The organism is Leifsonia sp. Root112D2, from assembly GCF_001424905.1.
Classification (GTDB): domain Bacteria; phylum Actinomycetota; class Actinomycetes; order Actinomycetales; family Microbacteriaceae; genus Root112D2.
Window position 1 is genome coordinate 212,410 of sequence record NZ_LMCU01000001.1, and the last position, 15,310, is coordinate 227,719.

13 protein-coding genes and 1 tRNA gene are annotated in these 15,310 nt (G+C 66.3%); 2 read left to right on the forward strand and 12 right to left on the reverse strand.

Annotated elements, in window-relative coordinates:
* Window positions 1–7: 7 nt before the first annotated feature.
* A complete protein-coding gene (locus ASC63_RS00960; protein ID WP_055808871.1) occupies window positions 8–442 on the reverse strand; it encodes a DUF2269 family protein in 435 nt (144 codons plus the stop codon).
* 78 nt (window positions 443–520) lie between these two features.
* Here ASC63_RS00960 and ASC63_RS00965 point away from each other — a divergent pair, with 78 nt between their 5' ends.
* Complete coding sequence (locus tag ASC63_RS00965) at window positions 521–2,428, forward strand: ABC transporter ATP-binding protein (protein WP_055808873.1); 1,908 nt, start codon at window positions 521–523, stop codon at window positions 2,426–2,428.
* Between the two features lie 115 nt (window positions 2,429–2,543).
* Here the strand turns inward: ASC63_RS00965 and ASC63_RS00970 are convergent, their stop codons facing one another.
* Complete coding sequence (locus ASC63_RS00970; protein WP_235492260.1) at window positions 2,544–4,385, reverse strand: phosphoenolpyruvate carboxykinase (GTP); 1,842 nt, start codon at window positions 4,383–4,385, stop codon at window positions 2,544–2,546.
* Between the two features lie 128 nt (window positions 4,386–4,513).
* Here ASC63_RS00970 and ASC63_RS00975 point away from each other — a divergent pair, with 128 nt between their 5' ends.
* Complete coding sequence (locus tag ASC63_RS00975; protein ID WP_055808875.1) at window positions 4,514–5,956, forward strand: helix-turn-helix transcriptional regulator; 1,443 nt, start codon at window positions 4,514–4,516, stop codon at window positions 5,954–5,956.
* Window positions 5,957–5,983: 27 nt separating this feature from the next.
* Here ASC63_RS00975 and ASC63_RS00980 read toward each other — a convergent pair whose 3' ends face one another.
* The 10 genes from ASC63_RS00980 to ASC63_RS01025 form a co-directional block, all read right to left on the reverse strand.
* On the reverse strand, window positions 5,984–6,766 hold the full coding sequence (locus tag ASC63_RS00980) for an SDR family NAD(P)-dependent oxidoreductase (protein WP_055808876.1): 783 nt from the start codon (window positions 6,764–6,766) through the stop codon (window positions 5,984–5,986).
* Window positions 6,767–6,775: 9 nt separating this feature from the next.
* Complete coding sequence (locus ASC63_RS00985; protein WP_055808878.1) at window positions 6,776–7,957, reverse strand: thiolase family protein; 1,182 nt, start codon at window positions 7,955–7,957, stop codon at window positions 6,776–6,778.
* 27 nt (window positions 7,958–7,984) lie between these two features.
* Window positions 7,985–8,713: an amino acid ABC transporter ATP-binding protein gene (locus ASC63_RS00990; RefSeq protein ID WP_055808880.1), complete on the reverse strand. Its 729-nt coding sequence runs from the start codon at window positions 8,711–8,713 to the stop codon at window positions 7,985–7,987.
* Window positions 8,710–10,206 (reverse strand): amino acid ABC transporter substrate-binding protein/permease, encoded by a 1,497-nt coding sequence (locus ASC63_RS00995; protein ID WP_235491693.1) that lies wholly within the window; start codon window positions 10,204–10,206, stop codon window positions 8,710–8,712. The genes ASC63_RS00990 and ASC63_RS00995 overlap by 4 nt, the downstream gene beginning before the upstream one ends.
* Window positions 10,207–10,384: 178 nt before the next feature.
* A complete protein-coding gene (locus ASC63_RS01000; protein WP_055808882.1) occupies window positions 10,385–11,050 on the reverse strand; it encodes a pentapeptide repeat-containing protein in 666 nt (221 codons plus the stop codon).
* A 158-nt stretch (window positions 11,051–11,208) separates the two neighbouring features.
* Complete coding sequence (locus tag ASC63_RS01005; protein WP_055808884.1) at window positions 11,209–11,793, reverse strand: isochorismatase family protein; 585 nt, start codon at window positions 11,791–11,793, stop codon at window positions 11,209–11,211.
* Between the two features lie 86 nt (window positions 11,794–11,879).
* Window positions 11,880–13,373: a D-alanyl-D-alanine carboxypeptidase/D-alanyl-D-alanine-endopeptidase gene (locus tag ASC63_RS01010; protein WP_082486982.1), complete on the reverse strand. Its 1,494-nt coding sequence runs from the start codon at window positions 13,371–13,373 to the stop codon at window positions 11,880–11,882.
* 15 nt (window positions 13,374–13,388) lie between these two features.
* The gene (locus tag ASC63_RS01015) at window positions 13,389–14,384 is read right to left on the reverse strand and encodes a Gfo/Idh/MocA family protein (RefSeq protein WP_055808886.1); all 996 of its coding nucleotides are present in this window, start codon (window positions 14,382–14,384) and stop codon (window positions 13,389–13,391) included.
* Window positions 14,385–14,428: 44 nt separating this feature from the next.
* Window positions 14,429–14,504 (reverse strand) — tRNA-Thr (locus tag ASC63_RS01020).
* A 53-nt stretch (window positions 14,505–14,557) separates the two neighbouring features.
* On the reverse strand, window positions 14,558–15,280 hold the full coding sequence (locus ASC63_RS01025; RefSeq protein ID WP_055808887.1) for a TetR family transcriptional regulator: 723 nt from the start codon (window positions 15,278–15,280) through the stop codon (window positions 14,558–14,560).
* Window positions 15,281–15,310: the final 30 nt, after the last annotated feature.

A 15,310-nucleotide genomic window follows, 5' to 3' on the forward strand; every position in this document is an offset into this window, starting at 1 on the left:
GTGGCGGCTACGGCTTCCAGACCATAAGCACGACGACCGCGATGAGCAGCAGTGTCGCGATGCCGGCACCCCCGGAGATGGCGCCGACGCTGAACTTCGCGGAAGCATCCGCTTCGACCGCCCGGCCGGCACGAGTCATGCCCGGCGTGACAAGTACTCGAATGAGCACCAGGGCAATGACGTAGAGCACGACCGACAGCCAGATCCAGGTGTCGGTGAACGACACGTGATACTTGGGGTCGCTCATGCCCATGACGCCGAACCCGAAGATGATCACGAGCAGCGACAGCCAGCTGAACAGGTTGACGGTCTTCGCCAGCTTCACGACCGATGCGCCGTTGCCCGAGCGCAGCAGCGCCGGTGCCGAGTGCGGCAGAATCGCCAGCGGCCCAACGATGAAGACAGCGGCGGCCACGTGCAAAATGCTGAACAGGGTATCCATGCCCTCAGCCTAGCCTCGCCCCGTACTGCCCACTTCTCTGCGGCATTTGCACAGCACGAACAAGGCGAGAATAGAACAATGAGCACTACCAGCACCGCCCCCCGAAGCCGCTTCGGTCGCCCGGCCAAAGACGACGGCCCGCGCGCGAAGTTCAGCCAACTGCTGCCGTACATCTTCGAGCACAAACCCGTCATGAGCCTCGTGGTGGTGCTCAGCGTGCTCGGCGCCCTCGCCAGCCTCGCCCAGCCGCTGCTGGTGAGCCAGGTGATCTCCGTCGTGCAAAAATCGCAGCCGCTCGGCGGCCTGGTCTGGGCTCTCGTGGCACTCGTCGTGGTATCCGGCCTCATCACGGGCTACCAGCACTATCTGCTGCAGCGCACCGGTGAGGGCGTTGTGCTTTCCTCGCGGCGCCGCCTCGTTCAGCGGATGCTGCGCCTGCCGATCAGCGAATACGACACGCGCCGCACCGGCGACCTCGTCTCCCGCGTCGGCAGCGACACGACGCTGCTGCGCGCGGTGCTCACCCAGGGACTCGTCGAGGCAATCGGTGGAACTCTCACCTTCATCGGCGCGCTCATCGCCATGCTCATCATCGACCCGGTGCTGTTGGCTCTGACGGTGCTCGTGATTGCCGTGTCGGTCGTGGCCGTCACGCTGCTGTCCGGGCGCATCCGCGTGGCGAGCCGCAAGGCACAGGAACGCGTGGGTGACCTGGCGGCATCCGTGGAGCGCGCGATCAGCTCGATTCGCACGATTCGGGCATCGAATGCGACAGATCGCGAGATTGCCGCCGTCGAAGAAGATGCGCAGCACGCCTGGAGGATGGGCATCTCCGTCGCCAAGATCTCGGCCCTCGTCGTGCCCATCGCCGGCATCGCCATGCAGGTGTCGTTCCTGGTCGTGCTCGGCGTCGGCGGGTTTCGCGTGGCGAGCGGGGCCATCACCGTGGCGAGCCTCGTGGCGTTCATCCTGTTCCTGTTTCTCATGATCATGCCGCTCGGCCAGGCGTTCGGCGCCGTCACCTCGGTGAACGCCGCGCTCGGCGCGCTCGGGCGCATCGAAGAGATCATCGCGCTGCCGGCCGAGGGCCAGTTCGACCGCGACATCGCTCCGCTGGCCACGACGGTGGGTGCGGCGAACGCCTCGGCGAATCCGGATGCCGCCGCCGTGACCTTCGAGAACGTGCGGTTCGCATACCCGGACACCTCCGTTGGCCGAGTAGCGCGGTGGAGCTCAGAGGATCGCGCCAGCGATCCTGCGACCCCAGCGCCGAGCGAGCTTGCGAGCGAGGGAAACCTCCGAAACTCCGGCGTCCTCCACGGCATCTCGTTCTCCGCGCCGCGCGGCAAGCGCACGGCGTTGGTGGGGCCATCCGGTGCGGGTAAGAGCACGATTCTCGCGCTCATCGAGCGCTTCTACGACCCGACAGCCGGCATTGTGCGGTTGGGCGGCATCGACATTCGCGCGATGGAACGCCACGCGTTACGCGCGCAGATCGGCTACGTCGAGCAGGATGCGCCCGTGCTCGCCGGTTCGCTGCGCGACAACCTGAAGCTGGCCGCACCGGATGCCACCGACACGCAGTGCATCGACGTGCTGCACGCGGTGAACCTCACCGAGGTGCTCGAGCGCAACCCGCTTGGGCTGGCTGCACCGGTCGGCGAAGACGGCATCATGCTCTCCGGCGGCGAGCGTCAGCGGCTCGCCATCGCGCGGGCCCTACTGGCAGCGCCGCCCATTCTGCTGCTGGACGAATCGACCTCGAGTCTCGACGGGCGCAACGAGCAGCTCATGCGCGAGGCCATCGACGCCGTCGCAGAGAACCGCACCATGATTGTGATAGCGCACCGGCTGTCGACGGTGGTCGACAGCGACCAGATCGTCGTGGTCGACCACGGCGGGGTGGTGGGCGTCGGTACGCACTCCGAACTGGTCGTCTCCACCCCGCTCTACCGCGACCTCGCGAAGCACCAGCTGCTGGTGTAACTCTTCCGCTGGTTGAGGAAAGGCCGAGGAACGAGGCCTTGTCTCGAAACCAGTGCCGCGCGGGCAGGTTTCGAGACGCTCGTTCCTCGCTCCTCAACCAGCGTATGGGTGAGCGTCAGTGGGTGAGGTGGTAACGCAGGCTTGCGAGTTCGGCGTGGAGCGCCGCGGGCACGCGGGCGCCGAACTGCTCGAAGTACTCTTCCGTGAGGTCGCACTCGGCCAGCCATGACTCGGGATCGACCGCGAAGAGCGCGTCGAGCTGGTGCTCGGACATCTCCAGCCCGTCGGTCTCGAGTGCGCCGTCAACCGGAACCTGCCCGACCGGCGTCGACATCGCATCCGCCGTGCCCTCAAGCCGTGCCACCATCCAGGCGAGCACCCGCGAGTTCTCGCCGAAGCCGGGCCACAGGTAGCTTCCGTCTTCGTCCTTGCGGAACCAGTTGACGCGGAACATCGCCGGCGCGTTGGCGCCGAGCTTCTCTCCCATCTTCAGCCAGTGGCTCCAGTAGTCGGCCATGTTGTAGCCGCAGAACGGCAGCATTGCGAAGGGGTCGCGGCGCAGTTCGCCGACCGGACCCTCGGCCGCCGCGGTCTGCTCCGACGCGATGGTCGCCCCCATGAACACACCCTGCGCCCATGACGCGGCCTGCGTCACGAGCGGCACATTCGTGGCCCGACGGCCGCCGAAGACGATGGCGTCGAGCGGCACGCCCTCGGGGGCGTCCCAGTCGTCGGCGATCTGCGGGCACTGTGCGGCGGCCACGGTGAACCGCGAGTTCGGATGCGCCGCCGGGCGCCCCGATTCCGGCGTCCAGTCTTCGCCGCGCCAGTCGATCAGATGCGCCGGCGGGGTGTCCGTCAGCCCTTCCCACCACACGTCGCCGTCGTCGCGCAGGGCGACGTTGGTGAAGATCGTGTTGCCCCACAACGTCTCGACCGCCGTCGGATTCGTCGTGATTCCGGTGCCGGGGGCCACTCCGAAGAAGCCGTTCTCGGGATTGATCGCCCAGAGTCGGCCGTCGGGGCCGGGGCGCAGCCAGGCGATGTCGTCTCCGATGGTCTCCACGTGCCATCCGGGAAGCGTCGGGCGCATCATGGCCAGGTTGGTCTTGCCGCATGCCGACGGGAATGCCGCAGCCACATGGTAGGCATTGCCCTCGGGTGAGGTGATGCGAATGAGCAGCATGTGCTCGGCGAGCCAACCCTCATCGCGTGCCATCACGCTGGCGATGCGCAGCGCGAAGGCCTTCTTGGCCAGCAGCGAGTTGCCGCCGTAGCCCGATCCGTAGGAGAAGATCTCGCGCGTCTCGGGAAAGTGCACGATGTACTTCGTGTCGTTGCACGGCCACACCACGTCGTCGGTGCGGGCGCCGTCGTGCTCGAGGAGCGGCATGCCCACGCTGTGCACGGCGGGCACCCATTCGGCTCCCGCCTCGATGAGTTCGAGTGCGGCGCGGCCCATGCGGGTCATGGCCTGCATGCTCACGACGACATAGGCGGAGTCGGTGAGCTGCACGCCGAGCTGGGAGATGGAGCCGCCGAGCGGCCCCATGGAGAAGGGCACGACGTACATCGTGCGACCGCGCATCGAGCCTTCGAATACCCGGTCGAGTTCGGCACGCATGGCCGCGGGCTCACTCCAGTTGTTCGTGGGGCCCGCGTCATCCGGATCGGTGCTGCAGATGAAGGTGCGATCCTCGACCCGGGCGACGTCGCGCGGATCGGTGCGGGCAAGAAAGCTGTTGGGGCGCCATTCCGGGTTGAGGCGGATGAGCTTGCCCTCGGCCACGAGCTGGCGGGTGAGGCCGTCGTGTTCGGCGAGCGAGCCGTCGCACCAGACGATGGAATCGGGCTGGGTGAGCGCGGCGACCTGGTCCACCCAGGCCAGCAGCCGAGCGCTACTCGTGGTGCGTTCGGACTCGTCTCCCCCGGTGGCTCCGCTGCGCGTCGACTGCATGATAGTCATCCCGATGCCTCGTTCCCTTGCGTAATTTCTTTCGGTAGTTCCAGTGTTTACCTCCAACGGACGAGTTTCACGGGTGAAGTCTTGTCAAAAAATGCGATTCTTTCGGTATTGTGAAACGCATGACCTCAGCAAGCGGCGATCTGACCACCCTGGGCCATCGCATCCGGCACTTCCGAACGCGCAGCGGCCTCACCCTCGATCAGTTGGGTGAGACCGTGGATGCCGCAGCGAGCCTGCTCTCGCTCATCGAGAACGGAAAACGGGAACCGCGTCTCTCGATGCTGCAACGCATCGCGGATGCGCTGGGTGTGCAACTCGCCGAGCTGCTGAGCGCCGAGCCGCCGAACTCGCGCGCGGCCATCGAGATCGAGCTGGCGCGCACGCAGCGGGGCAGCCTTTACCGCAGCCTCGGACTGCCCGAGGTGAAGCCCACGCGGGCAACGCCAACGGCGACGCTGGAAGTGCTGGTGGGTTTGCACCGGGAACTCGCGCGACGCGCATCCGAGGCCATTGCCACCCCCGAGGAGGCTCGCCGCGCCAACACCGAGCTGCGCGAGCACATGCGCACCCTCGACAACTACCGGCCCGACATCGAAGAGCTCGCCGAGGAACGCGTGAAGGCGGCCGGACACGAGGTGGGCGCGCTGACACACCGCGAGGTGAGCGTGATGGCCGAGCAGCTCGGCTTCAAGCTGATCTACGTGAGCGATCTGCCGCACTCGGCACGCTCGGTGACCGACCTGGAGAACAGGCGCATCTACCTCCCGCCCGCGTCCATTCCCGGCGGTCATGGGCTGCGTTCCATGGCGCTGCAGGCGATGGCGCACCGACTGCTCGGCCACGAGCGGCCGGCCAGCTACGCCGAATTTCTCCAGCAGCGACTGGAGATCAACTACTTTGCCGCGTCGTGCCTGATGCCGCGCAATGCTGCCGTCACCTTTCTCCAGGGCGCCAAACGCGATCGCGACCTGGCCGTTGAGGACTTTCGCGACGCCTTCGGCACCACGCACGAGTCGGCGGCGCTGCGCCTGACGAACCTGGCGACCTCACACCTCGACATGCCGCTGCACTTTCTGCGCGTCGGCGGCGACGGAGCGCTGCACAAGGGCTACGAGAACGACGGACTCACGCTGCCGACGGATGTGACGGGTGCCATCGAGGGACAGTACGTGTGTCGACACTGGCTGGCCCGCAGCGCCTTCACGCACACGAATCGCACGACCGAGCTGTATCAGTACACCGATACCCCGGCAGGCACATACTGGTGCGCGACGCAGACCGGCACCATGGCCGACGGCGAGTTCTCCATCACGGTCGGCGTTCCCTTCGCCCAGGCCAAGTGGTTTCGCGGGCGGGAGACGACGACGCGCGCGGTGTCGACCTGCCCCGACGAGTCATGCTGCCGCCGGCCGGTGTCATCGCTCGCGGAGCGCTGGTCGGCGAAGGCATGGCCTAGCGCGCGGCTGCACGCGCACATCCTCTCCCCGCTCCCGTCGGGCACCTTCCCCGGCGTCGACGACTCCGAGGTCTACGAGTTCCTGGAGGAACACGCCGCCGAGTGACGTTCCGGTGGTCGAGTAGCGAAGGCGCTATTTGGGCCCCATGCGAATGGCGCCGTCGAGGCGGATCGTCTCGCCGTTGAGCATCGGGTTCTCGACGATGTGCCTCACGAGCGCCGCGTACTCCTCCGGCCTGCCCAGGCGAGACGGATGCGGCACCTGGGCGCCCAGCGAGGCTCGCGCCTCCTCGGGCAGCGATGCCATCATGGGCGTGTCGAAGATGCCCGGGGCGATGGTCATGACACGAACGAGGCTCCGTGCCAGCTCGCGCGCGATGGGCAGGGTCATCGCGGCGACCGCTCCCTTGGAGGCGGCATAGGCGGGCTGCCCGATCTGGCCGTCGAACGCTGCAACGGATGCCGTGTTCACCACCACGCCACGCTCCGGCGTGCGCTCGTCTTCTTCGCCGCCGAGCGGCTCCGCCGCGACGATGGCCGCCGCGGCAAGCCGCAACACGTTGAAGGTGCCGATCAGGTTGATGCGCACGACGCGTTCGAACTCGGCAAGCGGCAGCACGCCGTCGCGTCCGAGCACCTTGCCCGGGGTGCCGACCCCGGCGCAGTTGACGGTGATGCGAAACGGGCCGCGCGCAACAGCCGCGTCGACAGCAGCCTGAACCTCTGGCTCGTTTGTGACGTCGGCGGCGACGAAGTGCGCGTTCTCGCCGAGCCGCGCCGCGGCATCCGCCCCCTTCGAGGAGGGCAGATCGACGAGCACGACGCGCGCGCCCGCCTGTGTGAGCATGGAGGCGGTGGCGAATCCGAGGCCCGAGGCCGCGCCGGTAACCAGGGCTGAGCATCCGTGAATCTGCATGAGAAGCCCCTACAGCCGTTCGATGATCGTGGCGTTGGCCATGCCGCCGCCCTCGCACATGGTCTGCAGGCCGTAGCGGCCGCCGGTGGCCTCCAGCGTGTTCAGCAGGGTGCCGAGCAGGCGCGTTCCGGAAGAACCGAGCGCGTGGCCGAGCGCGATGGCTCCCCCACGCGGGTTGAGTCTGGCGGGGTCGGCGTCGAACTCCCGCTGCCAGATGATCGGCACGGGCGCGAATGCCTCGTTCACCTCGTAGCTGTCGATGTCGCCGATCGAGAGCCCCGAACGATCCAGGATGCGCCGGGTCGCGGGAATCACGCCGGTGAGCATGAGCAGGGGGTCGCTGCCTGTCACGACAAAACTGTGAAAGCGCGCGCGCGGCGTGAGCCCGAGCTGTGCCGCGCGCTCGGCGCTCATGATGAGGGCGGCGGATGCGCCATCCGTGAGCGGGGAGGAGTTGCCGGGCGTGATCTGCCAGGTGGCCTCGGGAAAACGCGCCGCGCGCTCCTCACTGTAGAAGGCGGGCTTGAGACCGGCCAGCGCCTCGACGCTCGTACCAGCGCGGATGGTCTCGTCGACGGTGACGGGGCCGTTTTCGGTGTCAACCGCGACGATCTCGTTCGCGAAGTCACCGGCTGCCGCCGTGGCCGCGGCACGCTCGTGCGAGAGCGCCGAGAACGCGTCGAGCTCCTCGCGATTCAGGCCCCAGCGCGCGATGATGAGTTCGGCGGAGATGCCCTGGTCGACGAGGCCGTCAGGGTAACGCTCGTCGAGCATGCGACCGCCCGTCTTCTTGCCGGCCGCGTTGGAGAGAATCGGAACCCGGCTCATCGATTCGACACCACCGGCAATCACGATGTCATATGCGCCGGCCATCACGCCCTGCGCGGCGAAGGAGGCGGCCTGCTGGCTGGAGCCGCACTGCCGGTCGATCGTGACGGCGGGCACCGAGTCGGGGAATCCGGCGGAGAGCAGGGCCGTGCGCGTGATGTTGGTGGACTGCTCACCGATCTGGGTGACGCATCCGCCTATCACGTCGTCAACCTGGCCCGGGTCGATGCCGTTGCGCTCGACGAGCTGCTTCAGCACGCCCGCGAACAGGTCGGCCGGATGCACGCCCGAGAGCGCACCGCCCTGCTTGCCGCGCCCGCTCGGGGTGCGCACGATGTCGACGATGACAGCTTCGGTGCTCATACCTCCACGCTACCTCGCTGCGTCGATTCAGAGCACCTTGGCCAGGAAGTCCTGCAGGCGGGGCTGCTGCGAGTGGTTGAATATCTCGTCGGGCGTGCCTTGCTCGCAGATCACCCCGTCGGCCATGAAGATCACTCGGTCGGAGACCTCGCGCGCGAAACCCATCTCGTGCGTGACCACCACCATGGTCATGCCCTCCTGCGCCAGATCCTTGATGACCTGCAGAACCTCGCCGACCATCTCCGGGTCGAGTGCGCTGGTGGCCTCGTCGAAGAGCATGATGCTGGGGTTCATCGCCAGGGAGCGCGCGATGGCGACCCGCTGTTTCTGGCCGCCGGAGAGCGACGCGGGTCGCGCATCCGCCTTCTCCTCCAGGCCCACGCGCTTGAGCAGATCCATAGCCGTCTGGCGGGCCTGCGCCTTGCTCTGCTTCTTCGACTCGACCGGCGCGAGCATGATGTTCTCGATGGCGGTCATGTGCGGAAACAGGTTGAAGTGCTGAAAGACCATGCCGATGTGCTGCCGCACCTGGTTGAGGTCTACCTTGGGGTCGGTCAGGTCGAAGCCGTCGATCGTGACCTGGCCCTCGGTGATGTCTTCGAGCTTATTGAGACAGCGCAGAAAGGTTGACTTGCCCGATCCGGATGGCCCGATGACGCACACCACCTCACCCTCGGCAACCTCAACGTCGATGCCCTTCAGCACCTCATTGCCCGCGAAGGACTTCTTCAGGCCCGTGACGGCGATCTTGCTCATTTGTTGAACTTCCTGTCGAGAAGATTGGACAGCTGGGTCAGCAGCATGATGACGATGAAGTACAGCGCGGCCACGATCAGCAACGTCTCACCGGTACGGAAGTTGGATGCGTAGATCTGCTGGCCCTGATAGGTGAGCTCCGCGAAGCCGATGACGGCCAAAAGCGAGGTGTCCTTGAGGGTGATCACGAACTGGTTGATGAAGGTCGGCGTCATGATCTTGACGGCCTGCGGTATGACCACCCGCCGCATCGAGGTGGCGTAGCTGAGCCCCAGACTGCGGCTCGCCTCCAACTGGCCGGGGTCGACCGACTGGATGCCGCCGCGAATGATCTCGGTCATGTATGCGCCGGCGTTCAGGCTCAGCGTGAGCACGCCGGCCGTGAGCACATCGATGGGGATGCCGGTCATCTGCGGCAGGCCGAAGTAGAAGAAGAAGGCCTGCACCAGCAGCGGCGTTCCGCGGAAGATCGCCACGTAGGTGGTGGCGATGCCGCGCAGCACGATGTTCTTGCTGATCTTGAAGAAGGCGAAGATCACACCCAGAATCAGGGCGAAGATCAGCGAGAGCACCGTGGCGAACAGGGTGAGCCCGAGGCCCTTCATGAGGGCGGGGAAGCTGTTGGCCAGCAGCGTGAAGAAGCTGGAGTTGGCGGTGGTCTCGCCAGGAGCCTTGAGGTACTTGTCGAGAATCTTCTGGTACTGGCCGTTGCTCTTCAGGTCGGAGAGGCCGGTGTTGAATGCGGCGAGCAGCTCGGCGTTCTGCCCCTTATTCACGGCGAAGCCGTACGAGCTGCCTTGCTCCTTCTTGGTGACGATCTTCAGCCCGTTGTTCTGGCTGACTCCGTAGGCGAGCACGGGATAATCGTCGAAGACCGCCACCGAGTTGCCGGCCTTCACGTCGTCGTACATGGTGGCCGAGTCTGCGAGCGCCTTCACGGTGAAGCCGTATTTGCCCTTGATCGAGTTGGCGAAGGTTTCGCCCTCGGTGCCGCGCTTGACCGCGACGGTCTTACCCTTGAGGTCGGCATAGCTCTTGACGTCGTTGTTGCTCTTGGCCACCGCCATTTGCACGCCGGAGTCGAAGTACGGGTCGCTGAAGTCGAAGATCTTCTTGCGCTCGTCGGTGATGGACATGCCGGCTATCACACCGTCGACCTGGTTCGACTGCAGCGCCTGCAGGGCCGCATCGAATCCGAGCGACTTGATCGACACCGAGAAGCCCTGTTCTTTGGCGATGGCACGAATGAGATCCATGTCGATGCCGACCAGGTTGCCGCTGCCGTCGTGGAATTCGAAGGGCGCGAACGTCGTGTCGGTGCCGATCGTGAACGTCTTGCCCTTGACATCCGCTGCAGCCAGTTGCTGCGCACCGGATGCCTGCTGCGTTCCGGATGCCGCTGCCGCCCCCGCCGGCGCGACGGCCGCCGAAGCTGCGCTGACGCCGCCGAACAACGAGAGTGCGGTCATCAGGGCGATGGCTGCGGGAACCATCCTTCGTCTTCTCGAACGATGATTCGTATGCACGGTGAAAACCATTCCTGTTGGGACGGCAGCTATGCCGGCCGGTGCCTTGCGACCTGTTGGACCTGTTGGACCTATTGCGATAAACATCTACACGGTACACACCCCTCGCCGATCGTGTCTGCTTTTGCCCCGGCAGGTTTGCAGCTCACGGCTGCACCTCGATGCCGAGCTGGGCGGCGAGCAGGGTGGCGAGCTCGGCCAGTTGCAGCTCGGTGACGGTGGCCCCGCGCAGGCTGTCCACGCCGCGCACGCCGCGCAGATCTGCCCCGCGCAGGTCGGCATGCTCGAGGGTCGCACGGGTGACGTCGAGCATGCGCACGCTCGTGTCGGCGAAGGCGAGCCGGGTGATCGTGGCGCCGCCGACATCCAGCTCGTCGATGGCGCAATCGGTGAACAGGATGTCGCTCAGCACGGCCCCGCGCAGATTGAGGTAGCCGATCTTGCAGTGGCTGAAGTGCACCGACTGCAGGCTGGCGTCGTAGAGTTCGCCCGAGCCGATGCGGGAGCGTTCGATGACGACATCGCGCCAGCTGGAGCGTGAGGCGCGCAGCACGGGCGCGTTCATGCCGCTCAGCGTTGAGTCGAAGAAGCGCGCGCCGCGCAGACTCGCATCGTCAAGACTGACGTCCACGAACTCGCATTCGCCGAACTTGGCGCCGGAGAGATCGCGGTCGCTCGCGTCAATGCCGGTGAAGCGCTCGCCGACGACATCCGCATCGACGGCGAGTGCTGCCGCATCACCGTCGCCCAGACCTGCGAGCCGCGGTCGTTCGATGCGAGGTGCCTGGAGCCTTGTTGTCTTCGATGCCACACCCCATCCTCGCAGCCCCCACCGACACCGCCACGTGTGAACCCACAACGACGGAGAATGTGCCCCTGCGGTGAGATTTCAGTACCGGATGCGACGCTCAGCCCGATTTCTCCGTCGTTGTGGGTCAAACCGAGGGGTGTCTGGGGTGGCGGAGCGGATCAGCGGGGCGCTGTGAGAAGGGTGGCGCCCGCGTGGCCGAGTTCCAGAAGCGCGGCCGCGCTCGATTCCGGCGCAACACCGGCGACGAGATCGGTGAGCACACGCACACGCAGCCCGTGGTTGAGCGCATCGAGAGCGGATGCCCGCACACAGTAATCCGTGGCGATACCGACCACGTCGACGTCGGTCACGCCGTGCTCGTCGAGCAGATTGTGTAGCGAGGAACCCGACGGGGTGTGCCCCTCGAAAATGGAATACGCCGGAACGCCCTGGCCCTTACGCAGGTGGAAGCCGACCGCGGAGGTGTCGAAGGCCGGATGGTATTCGGCGCCGTGGGTGCCGGCCACGCAGTGAACCGGCCAGGTGCTGACGAAGTCGGGGGCGGCATCCGTCGCGAAGTGACCGCCGTTGTCGGTGTCGGCGTCATGCCAGTCCCGCGAGGCGAAGATCGTGTCGTAGTCGCTGCGGTGCTGGCGCAGAAGATGCGTGATGCCCTCGGCGACGGATGCTCCGCCCTGCACCCCGAGAGCACCGCCCTCGGTGAAGTCGTTCTGCACGTCGATGATGAACAGTGCCCGTGTCATGCATCCATCATCGCGCGATTGCGTCGTTGCCGCTGGTGCCGATCGCGCTAGAGCCGTCGGGCCATCACCAAGGCGCTGCGCGGGCGTCAGTTGTTGGAGAGGTTGTCACCGCAGCTGTAGATGCCCGTCGTCAGCGTGTCTATCGCGGTTCTGGCGCTGTCGTTGACCGGGCCGAAGGCATAGATGGCGAAGGTGAGCGGCGTGCCGTCCTTGGCGTGCACGATGCCGGCCAGCGAGTATCCGGTGTCGACGGACCCGGTCTTGGCATGAACCGCACCGCGCGCTATCGCGTTCGCCCCCGTGAACCGGCCGTATCCGGATGCGAGAGTGCCCGTCTCGCCCGAGATCGGCAGCCCGTCGTAGACGACACCGAGCCCGCTCTCGCCGTTGAGTACCTTGATGAACAACTGCGTGAGGAAGGAGGGCGGCACCATGTTCTGGTCGCTGAGGCCGGAGCCATCGGCGACGTGCAGGCCGGTGGTGGGGATGCCGTACCCGGCCAGCGCCGTCAGCACCCCCTGATTCTCGGCCGCGAAGGTGTTGCCTGCACCCTCCTTGATGGCCACGAGACGCGTGAGCATCTCCATGATCGTGTTGTCTGAGTCGGTGACCGCCAGCTTGACCAGCGAGGAGACCGGCTGCGATTGCACGGCCGCAAGTTGCGTGGCACCCGCCGGCGTCTTCAACTCGCCCTCGTACGTGGCGCCCCCCAGCGCATCCACGAAGGCATTGGCCGCCACCTTCACCGGGTCGCTGCCGCGCTCGGAGTCCATCGCCCGCGGGTTCGCTCGGTCGCCATCGACCTGCAGCGCCGTCACGTACGAGCTGCTGCCGTCGACGAAGCGCTCCTCGTTCTCGTTCCAGGTGGGGTGCCAGTACGGCGCACCGAAGAGCGAGGTGTCGACATACACCTTCGTGATCGGCGTGTCCGGGTAGAGCGACTTCCACTTGGCCGCGGCTGCGTTCGCCAGCGTGCCGATGTGCGCCGCGCCCCTGTAGAACGGTTCCTGCCCCTCGGGCAGCCGTGACAGGGTCGAGTCGCCACCGCCGACGAGGATGACCGCGCTCGGGTCGGCGGGATCCGTCACCACCGTCGTCGACACACGATAATCGGGGCCGAGCGCCTTCAGCGCCGCCGCCGAGGTGACCACCTTCATGACGCTGGCCGTCGTGTTGGGCTTGCTGCCGTTGCGGTCGAAGAGCACCTCGCCGGTCTTGGCGTTGCGCACCTGCGCCTCCATGTTGCCCAGACGCGAGTCCGCGGCGAGCGAGGCGACCGAGCAGGTGCGCAGTCGACTCGCGGCGGCGACAGGCGCCGGCGTCGGGCGCGGCGTGGCGGTCGGGGTCGGCGTTGCACTCGGCGTCGGCGATGTCGTGCCACGCGTCACGGCGGATGCCTCGGCCGGCCCGCCGACGGACGCCCCCACCGCAACCGCTCCCGAGCCGAGAATCACAAAGCCTGCACATGCCGCGGCGATCAGCCACGCGGTCTTGTGTCGACGCAGCGAAACGAGAACACCGGGCGCGGCGGCGCGTGAACGCGCAGCGCGCCTGCTCTCGGGCTCGTCGGGGGTGTGCATCAGGGCATTTTAGCCTCAGGAAGCTGAAGGTTCCCCGGGGTAGACCAGCCCGATCTGGCGCCGTACCTCATCGAGCGTCTCCATGATGGAGACCGATTCGGCCGGGGAGAGGATCTCGCTGGCAGTGCTTCCCGCCGCTATGAGACGCTCCGCCTCCTCGGCCTGAAACTGCATTCCGCGGCCCGTGATCTGGCTTTCGAAGCTCTCGGTCACCTCGCCGGCGCTGTTCAGCACGCGAAAACTCGTCGGCGAATACCAGACGGCGTCGATGTCGATGCGGCCCTCGGTGCCCAGGATGCTGGCCACGTTCGGCCCCTTGGTGTTGCTGGCGCTGAGGGTCGTCGCGAGCTGCCCATCGGCGTAGCGGAAGAGCGTGGCAACCTGCGCATCCGCCCCGGTTTCGCGAAACGTCGCCGAGGCCTGCACCGATTGCGGCGTGCCGAAGAGATGCGCCGCGAACGACACGGGATAGATGCCCAGGTCGAGCAGGGCTCCCCCGCCGAGCTCGAGCGCGTTCAGGCGGTGCGTGGGGTCATCGGTGATCTTCTGGGTGTGGTCGGCCATGAAGGAACGCACCTGGCCGAGCGTGCCCGCCTCGATGATCTCCCGGATGCGCACAACATGCGGCAGAAAGCGGGTCCACATCGCCTCGAGCAGAAGAAGATTCTTCTCGGCGGCGAGTTCGACAATGCGGCGAGCCTCATCGGCGTTCAGCGTGATCGGCTTCTCGATGAGCACGTGCTTGCCGGCGTTCAGGGCGAGTTCGGCATTCTCCGCGTGGAAGGGGTGCGGAGTGGAGATGTAGACGATGTCGACATCGTCGTCGGCGACAAGACCCTCGTAGCTGGAATGGGCCGTGGGGATGCCGAATTCGGCCGCGAAGGCATCCGCGCTCTGCTGTGAGCGCGAGCCGACGGCCTGCACCGTGTGGCCGTGCTGCACGAGGTCTTTGGTGAAGGCGTGGGCGATGCCCCCTGTTGCGAGAATTCCCCAGCGAATCGTCTCGGACATGCGTCTCTCCTGACATCGTCGTGGTCGCGAATCATGGAAATTTGTGGAGCCGCCTGTCAGAATCGAACTGACGACCTTCTCATTACGAGTGAGATGCTCTACCAACTGAGCTAAGGCGGCGTGGGCCGTTCTCGAACGAATCGAGTCGACGCACAGCTAGATAGCTTAGCCGATCATTTGCGCGCGGCCGAGCGCACGAAGGATTGCAGCTGGTCGAAGGATTCGTGCAGGCGCGCGACGAGGGAGTCGCGGCCACCGTGGTCGGCCCAGCACGACCAGGCGTGGCGCATTCCGGCGAACGCGACGAAGGTGACCAGACGGGCGCGCTGATACAGGGCATCCGCATCATCGGCCAGCGCGGGGTCGTCGATTGCGAGCCGCCGCTGCAGCACCCCGGAAAGCTGCTCCTCGAACTCGCGCATGCTCGCCATCTTGAGGGCGACGAGTTGCGGGTGATTCTTGAGCAGGGCACGACGACGATCATGAATGTCGGAATCGAGCGCAGGGCCATGCGCGGCAGCATCGCCGTCGGCCGGGCCATCCGCGTCGAAGCCGCCGACCTCGTCTGCGCCTCCCACTTCGTCGGCCAGCAGGCTCGAGGCGAGAAGTTCAGCCACTCCGTCGAGAACGCTCTGCCGATCGCCGGCATTCACGAACCGTTCCACGGCGTCGTCGTCGGGCAGTTGCGGCATCTCTCCGACAATCGCCGCGTCTTTGGTGGGGAAGTAATTGAAGAAGGTGCGAGGCGACACGTTCGCCGCGTGGCTGATCTCCTCGATCGTGACGCCCTCGATGCCACGTTCGGTGGCCAGATCGATCGCGGCCTTCTGAATGGCCATACGGGTGGCACGGCGCTTGCGCTCGCGCAGTCCCAGTTCCTGGTCGATCACGGTCATGATTCAATTATTGCGGAGACTGCACAAAGC